This window comes from Pseudomonas alkylphenolica (assembly GCF_016009175.1).
GTDB classification, from domain to species: domain Bacteria; phylum Pseudomonadota; class Gammaproteobacteria; order Pseudomonadales; family Pseudomonadaceae; genus Aquipseudomonas; species Aquipseudomonas alkylphenolica_B.
Window position 1 is genome coordinate 76,928 of record NZ_JADUCM010000005.1, and the last position, 17,668, is coordinate 94,595.

The following is a 17,668-nucleotide window of genomic DNA, read 5'->3' on the forward strand; positions in this document are numbered from 1 at the left end:
TTGTTTGCACATCGAAGCTCCCTGTTCAAACCAGAAACACCGGCGGCCGTAGTCGCCGGTGCACGGGATCACGAACGCTTTTTTGGTTCGATGGACAGGGTGAGCACGTCCTTCTTGCTCTTGTCGCCAACGCGCTCGATCAAGGTGCTCTTGACCTGGTCATAAAGGCCACGATGGAAGGACAAGGCGGCAGAACCGGTATAGCTGTCGGAATGGCTGGAGCTCCACTCAAAGACCAGCAGGCTGGTTTTGCTCGGCGGGGATTCGGTGCTTTGCAGGCAGCCAACGCTGAGCATGACTTCACCGTTGGCGTGCTGGGTGCACACCGCCATACTCAGTGCCGTGCCCTCTTTATCGGCACTTACGCGGTCCAGGAGTGCGACAGCCTCCGGGCTTTGCGCCACGGTATCAACTGCGTCACTGGCGACGCTGACCAGCGAAGCGACCAGCGACGCACCGCCGGTGGCATACCCGAGACCCGCCTTGACCGCCTTGACCAGCAAGTTCTTGACCGACAGGTTCTGTGAGCTGGCAACTTCCTTCATGTACGAAAACTTGATCGGCAGCCAGCCACAGGTTTGCATGGTCTGCAGGTAAGCCTGGAACCATTGCTGGCCTTCAGTGGTGGCAAAGTACTGCGCCGAGGCGGCAAGCGAACTGAAAAGATGGCTGTACTTGAGTGCTTCGCTGTTTTCTTCAGACAGGCCGACAAACACCAGCAGGTCGCCGTTGTTCAACTGGACATTGTTTCCAGCGCTCTGAATTTCACTCATGGGTGCTCTTCCTTGATCATTGAGGGAGTGGCCTGTTACCAGGCCACGCCGCTACAGTGATCGGTCAGAGACACGATAGGCACCGTGAAAAAAAACCTCTCCAAATCAGGGTTTTTGACCGTACCAGCGCGGTGTATAGACCCATGGCTGCAGGCCTGGACGATCAAACGCCACCGTGGTCGAGGAGCCGATCAGCACCATGGTGCGCATGTCGACATCCTCCGGCGTCAGCGCCTGCAACTGAACAACGCGCAGTGTCTGCCCCGGCCGACCGATGTCGCGCCCGAGCACCACCGGCGTCGTACCGATACGATGCTGCCGGACAATTTCCAGCGCCCGCCCCAGTTGCCACGGACGTGATCGCGAAATCGGGTTGTAGAACGCCAGCGCCAGGTCGGCCTGGCATGCCAGTTCCAGGCGCGTCTCGATGATCGACCAGGGTTTGAGGTTGTCCGACAGCGACAACACGCAGAAGTCATGCCCCAGGGGTGCGCCCGCCTGAGCGGCTGTCGCCAGAGAGGCCGAAACGCCTGGCAGAATTTCAAGGTCGACGGCATGCCAGCACGGGTCGCTCGATTCGTGCAGGGCCTCAAGCACTGCTGCAGCCATGGCAAACACGCCCGGGTCACCGGAAGACACAACCACCACCGAACGGCCTTGCGCCGCCAGCTCGAAGGCATGCCGGGCACGCTGCATTTCTTCGCGGTTGTCGGTGCAATGCAGGACCTGGTCGGGGCGAAACGGGCCCGCCATCCGCACATAGGTTTCATATCCCAGCACATCATTGGCCCGCGCCAACTCGGCCTTGACCGCAGGCACCATCAGGTCGGCAGCGCCCGGCCCCAGGCCAATCACCGCCAGGCGGCCACGCGCCCGACCAATACCCTGCGGATCGATGGGCTGGTTCGACACCACCAGCGCCAGGCCGTCGGCCAGTGGCTGTGCCGGCAACAATTGCGGTAGCACCGAGGCAGCCAACGCACTGGCATCTTCAGCACCAGGGGCGAATCGCAAGGCAACGTTCAGCTCGTCCGCCGCCGCGCGCAAGGCCGGGTCGACCATGAGTTCGTCGGCTGCCACCAGGCAGGCCAGTGCCGGCTCGGCAATGCCAGCGCTGCGCAGCCCATCGCGGATAACCTGTGCCAACTGCGGCAGCACCTGGCTGACCGCAACCATGACGCAGCGTGGATAGATCACCAACTCGTTGGCCGACACCTCGCGGGCATCGCAGCCCACATGAATGGCCCGTTGCGCCTGTTCGCTCTGTGGCAGCTGCGCCTGTTCCAGCCAGGGTGCAGTGCCATTGATGCGTACACGTTCACCGGCCAGCAGATCGGAGACGAAGCGCTTGCCCAGTTCAAGATCCGCCAGGGCATAGCCGCTGGGTGGATTGAGCAGGCAGGTACCAAAGCGCAACTCGCCGCTGGTGGTGATGGCGGGCGCCACACCCAGCCCCGCGGCGATTTCACGGGCCATGACGTTGACCCCGCCCAGACCGCCAAGCAGCGGCACGACGGCGCTACCGTCCTCGGCCACGGCCAGCACTGGCGGCTCGGCGCCCTTCTCCAGCAGCTCGCTGGCCAGGGTGCGGATGACGATGCCGGCGGCGCACAGGGCAATGATCGGCGTGTCGTGCTGGTAAAGCTGGCGCAGGGTACTGCCAAACGACTGGTACAGGCTGTCGACGTCCTCGACCCGGCCCTCCAGGCCGTGGATCAAGGCATCCGGGTACAGCTGCTGGATCTTGCGGGCAGTGGCCAGGCTGCCTTTACCGAGAACGACGATGGCCGGTGCCTTGCGCATCATCAACCCTGCCACCTTTCACCCGGAACGATGATCAACGAGAAATACGGCGACGATTGAGGATCAACATCATCGAGGGCAACGATCTTCTGGTTGGCCATGGTTGCCCGCTCCACGTACAGGGCACGTTCAGCCAGGCCAAGCTCGGCCAGAACCTCGCGAACCTTGGGGAAGTTACGCCCCAGTTTCATGATCACCGCCGCATCGGCATCGGCCAGGCGCCGCTTGAGTTCGTCGTGCGGCAACACGCCGGAAAGCACCGACAGGCTCTGGTTGCGATAGACCAGCGGGGCGCCCAGTACCGACGCCCCCCCCAGCATCGAGCAGACACCCGGAATCACCTGGGCTTCGTAGCGATCGGCCAGGCGGTCATGCAGGTACATATAGGAGCCGTAGAAGAACGGATCGCCTTCGCAGATCACCGCCACATCGCGCCCGGCGTCCAGATGGGCGGCGACTTCCAGCGCGGCCTCATCGTAAAAGTCGCTGATCACCTGCTCGTACGACAGTGGTGCGGGCAGTGCCTCGGTGGTCACCGGATACACCAGCGGCAATAGCGTCTGGGCTTCCTGCAGGTGACCTTCGATGATGCCGAAGGCGTTGCCGCGCTTGCCCTTGGCAACGAAGTAAGCCACCACGGGCGACTCGCGCAGCAGGCGCAGGGCCTTGACGGTAATCAGTTCCGGATCGCCGGGGCCCACGCCCAGGCCAAGCAAACGTCCACGAGCCTGCATCATTCGACCTCCGTGGCCAGGGCATTGACCGCCGCAGCCGCCATGGCGCTACCGCCCAAGCGGCCCTGCATGATGACAAAAGGCACACCGCGACTGTCTGCAGCAAGCATCGCCTTGGATTCGGCGGCGCCGACAAAGCCCACCGGAAAACCGAGGATCAACGCGGGTTTCGGCGCGCCGGCATCAAGCATTTCCAGCAGGTAGAACAAGGCGGTCGGCGCATTGCCGATCACCACCACGCTGCCTTCCAGGTGCGGACGCCATAGCTCCAGGGCCACCGCCGAACGGGTGTTGCCCAGTTCACGGGCCAGCTCAGGCACTTGCTCGTCACGCAGCGTGCAGATCACCGGGTTGTTCGCCGGCAGGCGGGCACGGGTGATGCCCTCGGAGACCATGCGCGCATCGCAAAGGATCGGCGCACCTGCAGCCAAGGCATCGCGCCCGGCCTTGCCGGCGCCCGGCGAGAACTGCAGGCCATCAATGGCATCGACCATGCCGCAGGCATGGATCACCCGAACCGCGAGTTTTTCCAGATCGGCAGGAATACGATCGAGCCGCGCTTCCTCTCGAATGATCGCGAAGGAATTGCGATAGATCTCCTGACCATCGCGGATGTAATCAATCATCAAGGGTGCTCCGTGAGCGGGCGTCTAGCAGTGCGCCGGCTTCTTTCAGTGTGAGGTTGCGTGCGCGCAGGTTGCCCAAACCCGGTCGGGCTGCGTCACGCAGATACAAGTCATAGTGGCCCGGGCTTTGCGCCAGCAGGGTTGCCGGGGCGACGTGGGCCATGGCGCACGAGCGCGGGCAGCCGCTCAGGTGCACGCTTGCCGGAGCGCCGCAGGTGAGCAATGTGGCCAGCACCCGGGCGTCGCCCTTGGTCTCGGCCAGGGACTTGGCGCAACCGGCCGAGCCTGTGCAGGCCACCAGGCGGGTCAGCGCTTCATCGGCCGAACACAGCAAGCCCAGTTGCGTCAGACCGCTACTCACGGCCGACACATCGTGCCGGGCAATATTCGGCAATAGCAGGCCCTGCCACGGGGTCAGGCGCAGGCTGCCATCACCCAGTTCGCGGACCAGCCGCGCAGCGCCCCGCAACATCGAAGGGGTCAGGCGTCCTAACGGCGCCGCGGCACCGACAGCGCTCAAGCCCGGTTGCAGCTGTGGATAAGTCCCCAGGTAGCCGCTCCCTGCCGTTACCTGGCGACGCCATTGCTGTACGGTGCTGTCGCAACGGATCGACAGGCCCAACCCGGCGATGAAATCTTCCGGCGAACACTCCGCCAGCAACTGACGCATGCGCGTTTGCTCAGGCCGGGCCAGATCAAGAAAGCGATTGAGCACCGCCAGTACCAGCGCGTGTCCTTGCGCCAAGGGCACGGCGCCCAGCGGCGCATCGTGGGCCGGGCAACCTGCCAGGCCAAAAGCCAGCCACCGTTCACCGTCCAGCTGCAAGGCACTGAGCCACAGGTCGTGGGGGTGCTCGAGCATCGCCAGCCCTTCGCCGCCATCCACTTGCACGGCGAACTTGGCCGAGAGCTGATGCAAGCGTGGTGTGGTCTCCAGCGTCTTGAGCAGCTGCTCCGCCAGGGGGCGGGTATCGAACAGCATCTGTGGATCAACACCTGCCGTCGGGCTGAGCATCAGGTTGCGGACATCGTCACCTGCAGCATCGCGCGGGCCCAGCCCTGCGGCCAGCAACTGCTCGATCAACCCGGCCTGCTCGCTGCCAATGCCGCGGATCTGCAAGTTGCCCCGGTTGGTGGCCTCGATCTCGCCGCCGGCAAAACGCTCGGCGGCGGTGGCGACGGCGTCAGCCTGGTCAGCCGTGAGCGCACCACCGGCCAGCTTGATCCGGCAGATACCGCCGTCTTTGGCCTGGACAATACGCAGCAACCCCGGGCAAGCCGAGGGGCGTAGCGAAACCTGGGGCTGGCGGGCCGAAAGAGGCTCGTTCAAAAGGTCACCCGACAATCGTGAAAAGGCACTTCAGTGTAGAAGGCGCGGTATTATGCCTGCTTTGTCCGAAGGCATGAAAAGCCTGCCGGTCGGATTACCGGGTATTGAGGAAAACGCATGTCGCCGTGGCTGACGGTAGTAGGTATCGGTGAAGACGGTTTTAGTGGCCTGGGCAAGCAGGCCCGGCGCGCACTGCTGGGCGCATCGAAGGTGTTTGGCAGCCAGCGCCAGCTGGATCTGCTGCCGCATTGCATGCGGGGCGAACGCCTGTTGTGGCCCAGCCCGTTCTCCCTCGCGCCCGTGCTGGCCCTGCGTGGTGAACCCGTGTGCGTACTGGCCAGCGGTGATCCGATGTTCTTTGGCGTGGGTGCCAGCCTTGCCCGTCAGCTCGACACCGATGAGATGAACGTGTTGCCGATGCCGTCCTCCTGCACGCTGGCCGCCGCTCGCCTGGGCTGGCCGCTGCAGGAGGTGACGATTGTGTCGGTGGTGGCCCGCCCCCTCGCCGCGCTCAACGCCCATCTGTACAGCGGCGTACGCTTGCTGGTACTGAGTAACGATGGCAGCAGCCCTGCCGCCATTGCCGCCCTGTTGCGTGAGCGCGGCTTTGGCCCGAGCCGGGTGCAGGTCTTCGAGCGTCTTGGCGCAGCGGCCGAACGCTGCCTTGATGGCACGGCCGAGCACTGGCCGCACGAACACGTTGCCGACTTGAACCTGGTGGCCGTCGAGTGCCTGGCAGCCCCCGATGCGCCGCGCCTGTCGCCGCTGGCAGGCTTGCCGGACACCGCCTTCCGGCACGACGGCCAGCTGACCAAACGTGACGTTCGCGCCATCACCCTCGCCCGCCTCGCACCACAGCCGGGTGAGCTGCTTTGGGATGTCGGCGCCGGCAGCGGCTCGATCGGCAGCGAGTGGATGCGCGCACACCCCAGTTGCCGGGCACTGGCCATCGAGTCCGATGAAGGTCGCCAACAGCTGATCGAACACAACCGTGACGCCCTTGGCGTCCCCGGCCTGCAACTGGTCCGCGGCCGTGCACCGCAAGCGCTGGCTGGCCTGGAGCGCCCCGATGCAGTGTTCATCGGCGGTGGCGTCACCCGTGAAGGTGTACTGCATCACTGCTGGCAGCAACTGCGCCCGGGCGGGCGCCTGGTGGCCAATGCCGTGACCCTGCAGAGCGAGCTGGCGCTGGTCAGCTGGCGCGAGCAACATGGCGGCGAGCTGACCCGTATCCACATCGCCCACGCCCAACCACTGGGCGAGTTCGACACATGGCGTCAGGCCTTGCCGATCACCCTGTTAGAAGCGATCAAGCCCCTTGATGCGTGACGAGACCCAGGAACAACCGGCGCCGCGGCGCCGCGGCCTGACCACCGGCAGCTGTGCCACGGCCACCAGCCTTGCTGCGGCACGCCTGCTGCTGAGTGGTGTTGCCCATGACGCCGTGCAGATCACCCTGCCCAAGGGTAAGCACGTGCAGATGCGCCTGGAATTCTGCCGCCTGCATGAAGCCGGCGCCGAAGCCGGCACACTCAAAGATGCGGGCGACGACCCGGATGTCACTCACGGCGCGCTTATCTACAGCCGCGTACGCCTGCTCCCCGAACCCGGCCTGCGCTTTGTCGCCGGCCACGGCGTGGGCACCGTTACGCGGCCCGGTCTGGTCCTCGCCGTCGGCGAACCGGCAATTAATCCGGTACCACGACGGATGATGAGCGAACACCTGCAACAGCTGGCCAATGAGTCCGGTTACAGCGGCGGGTTTGAAGTGACAGTAAACGTGCAGGATGGCGAACAGCTCGCCCTGAAAACCATGAACCCGCGCCTGGGCATTCTTGGTGGCCTGTCGATTCTCGGCACCAGTGGCATCGTCCGGCCGTTCTCCTGCTCGGCCTACATAGCCTCGATCCACCAAGGCATCGATGTTGCCAAAACCAACGGCTACCTGCACATTGCGGCGTGCACCGGCAACGCCAGCGAAGACACCATGCGCCGGGTCTACAACCTGCCGGAGATCGCCCTGATCGAAATGGGCGACTTTGTCGGCGCGGTGCTCAAGCACCTGCGCAAAGTGCCGGTGGACAAGCTCAGCCTGTGCGGGGGCTTCGGCAAGATCAGCAAGCTCGCGGCCGGACACATGGACCTGCACAGTCGACACTCCAGCATCGACCTGCCGCAACTGGCCGAATGGGCCGCGGCAATCGGTGCCGACAATGACTTGCAAAGTGCGATCCGTCAGGCCAACACCAGCCAGCAAGCCCTGGCCCTGGCCAGTGCGGCAGGCATCGCCCTGGGTGATGCGGTATGTGGCCATGCACTGACGTTTGCCCGCAGTGTGGTGCCGCCGCAAGTGCAGGTAGAAGTCTTCGCCATCGACCGTCAGGGCGGCATCGTGGGCCATGCGGGAGCCTTTGAATGAAGCGTATCTTGTTGCTCGGTGGGGTCACCGAGGCACTGGCCATTGCCCGTACCCTGGGCCCTGAGCATGTCTACAGCCTGGCGGGCATCGGCCGGGTACCGAGTGACCTGAGCTGCCAGGTGCGGGTCGGCGGTTTTGGTGGCGCCGAGGGGTTGGCGACTTATCTGCATACCGAAAAAATCGACTTGCTGATCGACGCCACCCACCCCTATGCCGCCCAGATCAGCGCCAATGCTGCCCGCGCGGCACAGCTCAGCGGCCGTCCCTGCTGGGCCCTGCGGCGTCCGGCCTGGCAGGCACAACCCGGTGACGACTGGCGTGAAGTGGCCGGCTGGGCCGAACTGATCGAAGCCCTGCGCCCGTTCCGGCGCCCGCTGTTCACCCTCGGCCGTGAACCCTTGCAACACCTGGATGAAATCCCGCCCGAGCAGTTCTGGACCCTGCGCGCCCTGGAGGCCTGCCCCGGCAATGAGCGCTGCGAAGTGATCGGCGCGCGCGGGCCGTTTCACCTCGAAGACGAACGCGCCCTGTTCGAGCGTCGGCAGATCGACGTGTTGATCAGCAAGAACAGTGGCAGCACGGCGACCGAGCCCAAGCTCGACGTTGCACGAGAGCGGGGGGTGCCGGTACTGGTGCTGAAACGGCCTGAGTTGTCAGGGGTGGACAGGGAGTTCTTTGCGGTTGATGAGCTGGTTTCGGCACTCAACCTGTAACTTCAGGCCGTGTTTCAGAATATTCTGATTAGCTCACCCGCCACCCCTTGTCATAGACTGCCCGCTCCTCCCCCTGGAAGAATTCGCCCATATGGACATGCAATGGTGGATCTGGCTGGTGTTCGGGTTCGGCCTGATTGTGCTCGAGCTCGTGCTGCCGACCTTCTTCATCCTCTGGTTCGGCATTGGCGCCGTGCTGGTGTCGCTCATCGCCTTCCTGGCCCCGAGCCTGCAGCTCGACATGCAGGTGCTGCTGTGGGTAGCGCTCTCGTCTGTCACCACGTTCCTGTGGTTCAAGGTGTTTCGCAAGAAGAAGCCGGACACCCGCTGGACCGCCGATAACGTCATCGGCGAAGTCGGTCTGTTGACCGCCCCGGTCTCCGAATTCCAGAAAGGCCGCGTGCGCTTTCAAAAGCCCATCCTCGGCAACGAGGAGTGGGTGTGTGTGGCCGACAGTGCAATACCCTCCGGCGAGCGCGTGCGCATCGCTGCCATCGAAGGCAATACCGCCCGGGTCACCCGGGCCTGATCAGCAAAGGAAGCACTGACCCATGACCAGCCTCATCGTCGCCGCCACGATCGCCGCATTTGTCATCATCACCCTGTCCAAAGGGGTGCGCATCGTGCCCCAGGGCGAGGAGTGGATCGTCGAGCGCCTTGGCCGTTATCACAACACCCTCAAGCCCGGCCTGAACATCGTCATTCCGTACATGGACGTGGTGTCCTACCGCCTGCCGACCAAGGACATCATCCTCGACGTGCAGCAACAGGAAATCATCACCCGCGACAACGCCGTCATCGTCGCCAACGCCCTGTGCTTTGCCAAGGTCGTCGACCCGCAGAAAGCCGCCTACGGCGTACAGGACTTCTCGTTTGCGGTGACCAGCCTGACCATGACTTCGCTGCGCGCCATCGTCGGCGCCATGGACCTCGACGAAGCGCTCTCCAGCCGCGAGCAGATCAAGGCCCGTCTGCGTGAAGCCATGTCCGAACAAACCGAAGACTGGGGCGTGACGGTGCGTTCGGTAGAGATCCAGGACATCAAACCTTCGGAAAACATGCAGCGCGCCATGGAACGCCAGGCGGCCGCCGAGCGTGAACGAAAAGCCGACGTCACCCGCGCCGAAGGCAACAAGCAGGCGGCGATTCTCGAAGCTGAAGCACGCCTGCAATCGGCCCGGCTCGATGCCGAGGCACAAATCAGCCTGGCCGAGGCCTCGGCGCGCTCGATCACCCTGGTACGCGACGCTGTGGGCAGTGAAATCACCCCGGCGATGTACCTGCTGGGCGAGCGCTACATCGGCGCCATGGAAAACCTCGCCGGCAGCGACAACGCCAAGGTCGTGGTGCTCCCGGCCGACCTGCAGGAAACCGTGCGCGGGTTGATGGGCCGCAACAAGGCGAGCTGAAGTCTGCCAGTCGGGGTGTGGCACTTCACCGCACCCCCGATAATTTGTCCTACACTCAGCGTTACAATAACCACCACTTGATGCCTGACCGGATCCTCCATGCCCTCACATCGGCCCGCCATTGCCTGGATTGCCTGCTTCGCAGTGCTGTTCAACCTGCTGGCAATGCCATTGGCATCTGCGGCGGGGAAAGGGCCGGCCGACCAACGCTTGTGGGGCGCCTTCTGTTCGAGTGTCGGCACCAAGGCAACCCCCGCAGTCATGGCGCTGGGCAAGATCGATCTTGGCCAGCAGGGTGACGACCACGCCAGCATGCAACACTGCTGGTGCTGTTCCGGTACGACGCCGTTGCTGGCACTGCCCGGGCACCTGCCGCAACTGCTCCCGGCCCTGGCGTGGATGAGCGCACAGGCGCCACCGCTCACGGCTTACCAGCCTACGCCGCGCCAGCAATGGCCGGCGCTCAACCCGCGCGCCTCCCCTCTGGTCTGAGTTCACTCCGCTTACCGCTGCGAACTCAATCGACTGGAGTACACCCATGTTCAAGAACGCCCTGCTGCTGGCCGCCCTGTTGCTGCCCGCGACCTTTGCCAACGCCCACGAGTACACCAAAGGCGACCTGCACATCGCCCACCCGTGGTCGCAGGAGCTGCCGCCCAACGCCCCTAACGTGGCGGCCTACTTCATCATCCACAACAACGGCAGCACCGACGACACACTGACAGGTGTCGACAGCCCGATCAGCGCCGAGGCCCAGTTGCATGAACATGTGCACAAGGACGGTTTGATGAAAATGCAGCAGGTGCAGCGCGTTGACGTACCTGCCGGCAAAGACCTGGTGTTCGCCCCCAGCGCCTACCATGTGATGTTGTTGAACCCCACTGATCGCAGCCTGCTGACGGACGGCAAGCGTTTCCCGCTGACCCTGCACTTCGCCAAAGCCGGTGATGTCACCGTCGAAGTACTGGTGCAGAAGCAGGCCCCGGAAAACAACGATCACACTGAACACAGCCACTGATCGCTGAGCGCTGCTCACCATGAGCCTCGTGCAGAGCCGCCTCACCCGCCCCGCCCGCCCTGATCTGAAACGGGTGCGCGGCAGCTGGTTGAGCCTGTTCGCCATGTTGATGATCTTTATCGGCCCGCTGGTTTCCCAGTCGATGCCGATGGATCACCGTGCCATGCCGGCAGGCATGGACATGAACATGAGCATGCCCATGGAAAGCGGCGCTGATTGCCACAGCGACGGCCACCACGGCAGCAGTCCTTCACTGCAGGTGATCTGGGAGAAGTGTGGCTATTGCAGCCTGTTCTTCCACTGCCCTGCACTGCCCCAGGCCCTGAGCCTGCTCAATACCGAAGCCGCGCCAGCCTCCACCACACTGGCGGTACAGCCCCGTCAGGGTCACGCCCGGCAGACGGTGTTCCCCGGTGCCCGCACCCGCGCACCACCCGCCCTCATCGTCGTCTGAATTCACCTGTCGCGTTTTCCGGTCCGGCCTGTTGCCGACGACCGTGTGCGCCTTCATGACTGATCGATGTTGGAATCACTATGTCCAGCTGTACTGCTGTCTATCGTCCTGCCCTGCGTGGGACCTTTGCCGCGATTTGCGGCACCTTGCTCAGCCCCTTGGCCCTGGCCGCCAGCCAGGCTGCCGATGAGCAATTGCACGAGCACGCCGAACTGACCCCGACGGTGATCACCGCCGTGGCGCCCAGCTCGCCATTGACCATCGTTACCAACCCCAAAGACCCGCGCCAACCGGTACCGGCCAGCGACGGTGCCGACTACCTGAAGACCATCCCCGGCTTTTCCGCGATCCGCGCCGGCGGCACCAACGGTGACCCGGTGCTGCGCGGCATGTTCGGCTCGCGCCTGAACATCCTCACCAACGGCGGCGTTATGCTCGGCGCCTGCCCGAACCGCATGGACGCCCCCACGTCCTACATTTCACCGGAAACCTACGACCGCCTGACCGTGATCAAAGGCCCGCAAAGCGTGATCTGGGGCCCCGGCGCGTCCGCCGGCACCATTCTGTTTGACCGTGAACCCGAGCAGTTCGGCGCGCTGGGCAGCCGGGTCAATGCCAGCCTGCTCGCCGGTTCCAACGGCCGCTTCGACAAGGTGCTCGACACGGCGGCAGGCAATCAGTCTGGCTATGCACGCTTTGTCGGCAACCAGTCGCATTCGGACGATTACGACGATGGCAACGGCGACACCGTGCCGTCGCGCTGGGACAAATGGAACGGGGATGTCGCCCTCGGCTGGACCCCAGATGCCGACACGCTGGTGGAGCTCACCGCGGGCAAGGGCGACGGCGAAGCCCGATATGCCGGGCGCGGCATGGACGGCTCGCAGTTCAAGCGCGAAAGCCTTGGGCTGCGCTTCGAAAAGTCCAACCTCGGCGAGGTCTGGGACAAGCTCGAAGCCCAGGTGTATTACAACTATGCCGACCATGTGATGGACAACTACAGCCTGCGCACGCCGTCCGGCATGGGCATGATGGGCATGCCCATGGTCAGCAATGTCGACCGCCGCACGCTGGGCGGCCGGGTCAAAGGCACCTGGCGCTGGAGCGAATTGCAACTGGTCGCCGGTGTCGACGCGCAAACCAATGAGCATCGCCAGCGTGGCGGCATGGGCATCGATGTACACAAGCACATGCCGTGGACCAAGGACGCCGACTTTCACAATTACGGTATGTTCGGCGAACTGACCTGGTATGCCGCCGACCAGGACCGCCTGATCACCGGCGCACGCCTGGACCGCGCGTCAGCCAAGGACTACCGGGACACCAGCGCCACCCGCGACGACACCCGCGCAGACACTCTACCCAGCGGCTTCGTGCGCTACGAACACGACCTGGTGGAAATCCCCGCCACCACCTACGTAGGCCTGGGTCATGCCGAGCGTTTCCCCGACTACTGGGAGCTGTTCTCGCCCAAGTCCGGCCCGGCCGGCTCAGTGAATGCTTTCGACAGCATCAAGCCGGAAAAAACCACCCAGCTTGATTTCGGCATCCAGTACCAGACCGATGACCTGCAGGCCTGGGCATCGGGTTATGTCGGGCAGATCCGCGATTACATTCTGTTCGACTACCGCACCAACATGATGGGCATGAGCAGCAGCCGCGCGCAGAACGTGGATGCACGGATCATGGGCGGCGAACTCGGCGCCGCGTACCGGCTGACCTCCAACTGGAAAGCCGACGCGACCCTGGCCTACGCCTGGGGCAAGAACAGCAGCGACGGCAAGGCACTGCCACAAATGCCACCACTGGAGAGCCGCCTGGGCCTGACCTACAGCCGTGACGACTGGAGCGCCGGTGCCCTGTGGCGCGTCGTCGCCGCACAAAATCGCATTGCCGAGAACTACGGCAACGTGGTCGGCAAGGACTACGAGAAAAGCGCAGGTTTCGGCGTGTTCTCGTTCAACGGCAGCTACCGGGTCAGTCAAAACCTCAAGCTCAGTGCCGGCGTCGACAACCTGTTCGACAAGGCCTACGCCGAGCACCTCAACCTGGCCGGCAATGCCGGCTTCGGTTACCCGGCCACTGATCCACAGGCAATCAACGAACCGGGGCGCACGCTCTGGACCAAGGTCGACCTGAGTTTCTGATTCACCACCAAGGGCGCGATCAATGATCGCGCTTACCCCAGGCAACATGGGAGCGCTTCACATGAGCAAACCGTCGATGTCGTTTTACAACCTGGCCTGGCGCTGGCATTTCTATGCCGGGCTGTTCGTTGCGCCGTTCATGATCCTGCTGGCGGTTACCGGGATCATCTACCTGTTCAAGCCGCAGCTTGATCCCTTGCTGTACCGCGACTTGATGGTGGTCGAGGCCGGCCACCACGCGCAAAGTGCCGATACCTTGCTGCAACGTGTGCACGATACCTATCCCAAGGGCCAGGTCAGCCAGTACCTGCCGGCCATAGCCAGCGACCGCAGTGCACAGTTTGTGGTGAAGGATGCCGGACGTGAACTGAATGTGTTCATCAACCCGTATGACGGCACGCTGCTCGGCGAGCAGGACGCCACAAGCAACCTCCAGGCCGTGGCCCGCGCGCTGCATGGCGAACTGATGATCGGCACCGTCGGTGACCGATTGATCGAACTGGCCGCCGGCTGGGGCGTCGTGCTGGTGGTGTCCGGCCTTTATCTCTGGTGGCCCCGGGGCAAGCGCAGTGCCGGCGTGCTGTGGCCACGCCTGAATGCGCGCGGGCGTATCCTCTGGCGCGACCTGCACGCCGTGACCGGGTTCTGGGGATCGGCGCTGTTGCTGCTGATGCTGCTCAGCGGCATGACCTGGACCGGCTTCTGGGGCGCGAAATACGCCGATGTCTGGAACCGCTTTCCGGCAGCGATGTGGAACGACGTGCCGAAGTCCGACCAACAGGCCCGCGACCTCAATACTGCCTCCCGCCAGACCGTGCCGTGGGCGGTGGAAAATACACCGATGCCGCAGTCCGGCGCTCACGCCGGGCATCAAGGCCACGACATGGGTGCCATGGCACCGGCCGCTCCCCAGGTAAGCTTGCAGTACGTTCAGGACCTGGCCACTGCGCAGGCGGTTGCTCCCGGCTACAGTATCACCCTGCCCACCTCGGCCCAGGGCGTGTACACCATTGCCGTGTTTGCCGATGACCCGCGCAACGACGCCACACTGCATATCGACCAGTACACCGGCAAGGTGCTGGTGGATGTACGCTGGCAACACTACAACGGCGTTGCCCGTGCCACCGAACTCGGGGTGATGCTGCATGAAGGCAAGATGTTCGGCCCGCTCAACCAGGTCATCATTCTGCTGGTGTGCCTGATGATCCTGCTGGGCTCGGTCAGCGGCCTGGTGATGTGGTGGAAGCGGCGCCCCGAAGGTGGCCTGGGCGTACCGCCGATTCGCCACGACCTGCCGCGCTGGAAAACCGCGACCGTGATCATGCTGCTGTTGGGCGCTGCCTTTCCGCTGGTGGGCGGCTCGATGTTGCTGGTGTGGCTGCTTGACCGCTATGCGCCGCCGCTGCTGCGCACAAATCCGCTAACATAAGCGCCCGTTTTCGACACAGACCTGCCAGCAATGGCCCTGGCAGGTCTGCAGGACCTTCATGACTACCCTGAGTATCAGCGACCTGCACTGGTCGCCCCTGGGCCACGGCCATTGTCATCATCAGTTCCGGCTGCGCGAGATCAACCTGCAGGTCAGGGCCGGTGAATTCGTCGGCCTGATCGGCCCCAACGGCAGCGGCAAGACCAGCCTGCTGCGCTGTGCCTACCGGTTCAACAAGCCCGAGCGTGGCGTGGTGCGCCTGGATGAACAGGACCTGTGGCGCCAGTCACCGCGCTGGTGTGCCCAGCGCATCGCCGTGGTCTTGCAGGAGTTTCCCGATGCCTTCGGCCTGAATGTCGAGGAAGTGGTGGCGATGGGCCGCTCGCCACACAAAGGCCTGTTCGAGGGTGATACCGACGAAGACCGTCAACGGGTTGCTGCGGCGCTGCAGACTGTCGGCCTTGCCGGCTTCGACGACCATGCGTTCGCCAGCCTCTCGGGCGGCGAGAAGCAACGGGTGATCCTGGCCAGGGCGCTGGTGCAGCAACCGCACCTGCTGATTCTCGATGAGCCGACCAACCACCTTGACCCGCGCTACCAGCTGGAGCTGTTGCATCAGGTACGCCGCCTTGGCGTTGGCACCCTGGCCAGCATTCATGACCTGAACCTGGCGGCGGCATTCTGTGATCGTCTGTACGTGCTGGATCACGGGTGCATCGTCGCCAGCGGCACACCCACCGAGGTCCTCACCACCGACCTGCTGCACGACGTCTTCGGCGTGCAGGCACTGGTCGACCGCCATCCACTCGCCGACCACCCACGCCTTACCTGGATAACCCCGCAATGATCCGAACCACCCTGTTTGTGCTGCTGGGCCTGCTCGCCAGCAGCACTGCGTTTGCCCAGGCAACCCAGTACCCGTTGAGCGTGCAGAGCTGCAATCGCCAGGTGACGTTCAACAAAGCGCCCGAGCACGCCCTGAGCCATGACATCAACATGACCCAGATGATGCTCGCCCTCGGCTTGCGCCAGCGCATGGTCGGCTACAGCGGTGTCAGCGGCTGGAAGGCCGTCACTCCGGCACTACGCAAGGAGCTGGACGGCCTGCCGGAGCTGGCGGCCAAGTACCCTTCGGTCGAGACCCTGCTCAACGCCAACGTCGACTTTTTCTTTGCCGGCTGGGATTACGGCATGCGCGTCGGAGGCGACCTCACCCCGCAGACCCTGGCCCCGCTGGGCATCGCGGTGTACGAGCTCACCGAGTCGTGCGCCTTCGTCATGAAGCGCCCGCCTGCCAGCCTCGACGACACCTACACCGACCTGCGCAACCTGGGCAGGATTTTCGATGTGCAGGACCGCGCCGCAGCGTTGATCGGCCAGATGCAACAGCGCGTAGCCGCGGTGCAGCAACAACTGCCGGCCAAACGCCCACGGGTGTTTCTCTATGACAGCGGTGAAGACCGGGCCATGACCTCTGGCCGCCTGGGCATGCCGCAGGCCCTGATCGAAGCCGCCGGTGGGCGTAATGTGCTTGACGACATCGAGGCGAGCTGGACCCGGGTGAACTGGGAGAGCGTGGTCGAGCGCAACCCCGAAGTCATTGTCATTGTCGACTACGGCGAAGTCAGCGCCGCGCAGAAGCAAGCGTTCCTCGAACAGCACCCGGCGCTGCAATCGGTACAGGCCATCCGCAAAAAACGCTTCGTGGTGATTCCCTATGTGGCCGCCACACCGAGCCTGGAAAACGTCGACGCCATCGAAACCATCGCCGCGAGCCTGCACGGCGTATGAGTCGCTATCGCCTGTTGTTGCTCGGTTTGATCGGCCTGCTGTTGGTGTCCTGCGTGGTGTCTCTGGGTTTTGGCGCTGCGCCGGTGCCCGTCGAGGTGGTCTGGCGCGTGCTGCTGTTCAAGGTCGCCGGCATTGCCCCCGCGACACCCGCCTGGAGCACAGGCCAGGAACACATCGTCTGGCTCATCCGGGTGCCGCGCATGCTGCTGGCAGCGCTGGTCGGAGGCGGCCTGGCAATGATCGGGGCGGTGCTGCAGGCCGTGACCCGCAACCCGTTGGCCGACCCGCATCTGCTCGGCGTCACTTCTGGCGCGACCCTCGGTGCCGTGCTGGTAGTGCTGCACATCGGTGAGTTGCTCGGGGTACTGACCCTGCCGCTGGCCGCCTTTATCGGCGCGTTGTGCAGCATGCTGCTGGTGCTGGCCATTGCCAGTCGCCATGGCCGCCTGGACAGCGATCGCCTGCTGCTGTGCGGGGTGGCGGTGGCCTTTGTGATGATGGCGATCGCCAACCTGTTGCTGTTTCTTGGCGACCACCGTGCCAGCTCGGCGGTGATGTTCTGGATGCTCGGCGGCCTGGGCCTGGCGCGCTGGGAGTTACTGCCGATTCCGGCCATCAGCGTCCTGCTCGGGCTCGCCCTGTTGCTGGGCATGGCCCGCGCGCTGAATGCGCTGATGGCCGGCGAGCAGACGGCAGTCACCCTCGGTTTGAATGTGCGCTCGGTGCGCCTGCTGGCATTTTTGCTGTGTTCGCTGCTGACCGGCGTACTGGTAGCCATCAGCGGTTCGATCGGCTTCGTCGGCCTGATGGTGCCGCACATCGCCCGGCGTCTGGTCGGCGCCGAACACACCCGGCTGCTGCCGGTTTGCCTGCTGCTGGGCAGCCTGTTTCTGATCTGGGTCGACGTTGCCGCGCGGACCCTGATCTCCCCCGAGGACTTACCCATCGGAATTGCCACCGCCGCCATCGGTGGCTTGTTTTTTATCGGCCTGATGCGCAAACGCTGATGATGATCACGCCAG

The 17,668-nt window shown here is 64.1% G+C and carries 18 protein-coding genes; 13 read left to right on the top strand and 5 right to left on the bottom strand.

Annotated elements, in window-relative coordinates:
* Positions 1-68: 68 nt before the first annotated feature.
* The 5 genes from I5S59_RS07315 to cobG form a co-directional block, all read right to left on the bottom strand.
* Entirely contained in the window at positions 69-773 is a 705-nt protein-coding gene (locus I5S59_RS07315; RefSeq protein ID WP_197876043.1) for a hypothetical protein, read from the bottom strand.
* Positions 774-878: 105 nt separating this feature from the next.
* Positions 879-2,579, bottom strand: coding sequence for a precorrin-3B C(17)-methyltransferase (gene cobJ / locus I5S59_RS07320; RefSeq protein ID WP_197876044.1), 1,701 nt, complete (start codon positions 2,577-2,579; stop codon positions 879-881).
* On the bottom strand, positions 2,579-3,313 hold the full coding sequence (locus tag I5S59_RS07325; protein ID WP_420066443.1) for a precorrin-2 C(20)-methyltransferase: 735 nt from the start codon (positions 3,311-3,313) through the stop codon (positions 2,579-2,581). The genes cobJ and I5S59_RS07325 overlap by 1 nt, the downstream gene beginning before the upstream one ends.
* Entirely contained in the window at positions 3,310-3,936 is a 627-nt protein-coding gene (locus I5S59_RS07330) for a precorrin-8X methylmutase (RefSeq protein ID WP_123565000.1), read from the bottom strand. The genes I5S59_RS07325 and I5S59_RS07330 overlap by 4 nt, the downstream gene beginning before the upstream one ends.
* The gene (gene cobG, locus I5S59_RS07335) at positions 3,929-5,266 is read right to left on the bottom strand and encodes a precorrin-3B synthase (RefSeq protein ID WP_269670190.1); all 1,338 of its coding nucleotides are present in this window, start codon (positions 5,264-5,266) and stop codon (positions 3,929-3,931) included. Before cobG ends, I5S59_RS07330 begins: the two co-directional genes overlap by 8 nt.
* 117 nt (positions 5,267-5,383) lie before the next feature.
* Between cobG and cbiE the strand changes: the two genes are divergently transcribed.
* The 13 genes from cbiE (at position 5,384) to I5S59_RS07400 (ending at position 17,653) form a co-directional block, all read left to right on the top strand.
* On the top strand, positions 5,384-6,595 hold the full coding sequence (cbiE, locus tag I5S59_RS07340; protein WP_197876046.1) for a precorrin-6y C5,15-methyltransferase (decarboxylating) subunit CbiE: 1,212 nt from the start codon (positions 5,384-5,386) through the stop codon (positions 6,593-6,595).
* Positions 6,588-7,685 (top strand): cobalt-precorrin-5B (C(1))-methyltransferase, encoded by a 1,098-nt coding sequence (locus I5S59_RS07345; RefSeq protein WP_197876047.1) that lies wholly within the window; start codon positions 6,588-6,590, stop codon positions 7,683-7,685. The genes cbiE and I5S59_RS07345 overlap by 8 nt, the downstream gene beginning before the upstream one ends.
* A complete protein-coding gene (locus I5S59_RS07350) occupies positions 7,682-8,398 on the top strand; it encodes a cobalt-precorrin-6A reductase (RefSeq protein WP_197876048.1) in 717 nt (238 codons plus the stop codon). The genes I5S59_RS07345 and I5S59_RS07350 overlap by 4 nt, the downstream gene beginning before the upstream one ends.
* Before the next feature lie 91 nt (positions 8,399-8,489).
* Entirely contained in the window at positions 8,490-8,927 is a 438-nt protein-coding gene (locus I5S59_RS07355; protein ID WP_197876049.1) for an NfeD family protein, read from the top strand.
* A 22-nt stretch (positions 8,928-8,949) separates the two neighbouring features.
* A complete protein-coding gene (locus I5S59_RS07360; RefSeq protein ID WP_197876050.1) occupies positions 8,950-9,807 on the top strand; it encodes an SPFH domain-containing protein in 858 nt (285 codons plus the stop codon).
* A gap of 99 nt (positions 9,808-9,906) precedes the next feature.
* Positions 9,907-10,299: a DUF2946 domain-containing protein gene (locus I5S59_RS07365; protein ID WP_197876051.1), complete on the top strand. Its 393-nt coding sequence runs from the start codon at positions 9,907-9,909 to the stop codon at positions 10,297-10,299.
* 46 nt (positions 10,300-10,345) lie between these two features.
* Complete coding sequence (locus I5S59_RS07370; RefSeq protein WP_197876052.1) at positions 10,346-10,825, top strand: copper chaperone PCu(A)C; 480 nt, start codon at positions 10,346-10,348, stop codon at positions 10,823-10,825.
* A 19-nt stretch (positions 10,826-10,844) separates the two neighbouring features.
* On the top strand, positions 10,845-11,279 hold the full coding sequence (locus tag I5S59_RS07375) for a DUF2946 domain-containing protein (protein ID WP_197876053.1): 435 nt from the start codon (positions 10,845-10,847) through the stop codon (positions 11,277-11,279).
* Positions 11,280-11,359: 80 nt separating this feature from the next.
* Positions 11,360-13,426, top strand: a complete 2,067-nt coding sequence (locus I5S59_RS07380; protein WP_197876054.1) for a TonB-dependent copper receptor — start codon at positions 11,360-11,362, stop codon at positions 13,424-13,426.
* Between the two features lie 61 nt (positions 13,427-13,487).
* Positions 13,488-14,855, top strand: coding sequence for a PepSY-associated TM helix domain-containing protein (locus I5S59_RS07385; RefSeq protein WP_197876055.1), 1,368 nt, complete (start codon positions 13,488-13,490; stop codon positions 14,853-14,855).
* Between the two features lie 58 nt (positions 14,856-14,913).
* Complete coding sequence (locus tag I5S59_RS07390) at positions 14,914-15,702, top strand: ABC transporter ATP-binding protein (RefSeq protein ID WP_197876056.1); 789 nt, start codon at positions 14,914-14,916, stop codon at positions 15,700-15,702.
* Entirely contained in the window at positions 15,699-16,646 is a 948-nt protein-coding gene (locus I5S59_RS07395; protein ID WP_197876057.1) for an ABC transporter substrate-binding protein, read from the top strand. The genes I5S59_RS07390 and I5S59_RS07395 overlap by 4 nt, the downstream gene beginning before the upstream one ends.
* Positions 16,643-17,653, top strand: coding sequence for a FecCD family ABC transporter permease (locus I5S59_RS07400; protein ID WP_197876058.1), 1,011 nt, complete (start codon positions 16,643-16,645; stop codon positions 17,651-17,653). Before I5S59_RS07395 ends, I5S59_RS07400 begins: the two co-directional genes overlap by 4 nt.
* The last annotated feature ends 15 nt before the right edge of the window (positions 17,654-17,668 follow it).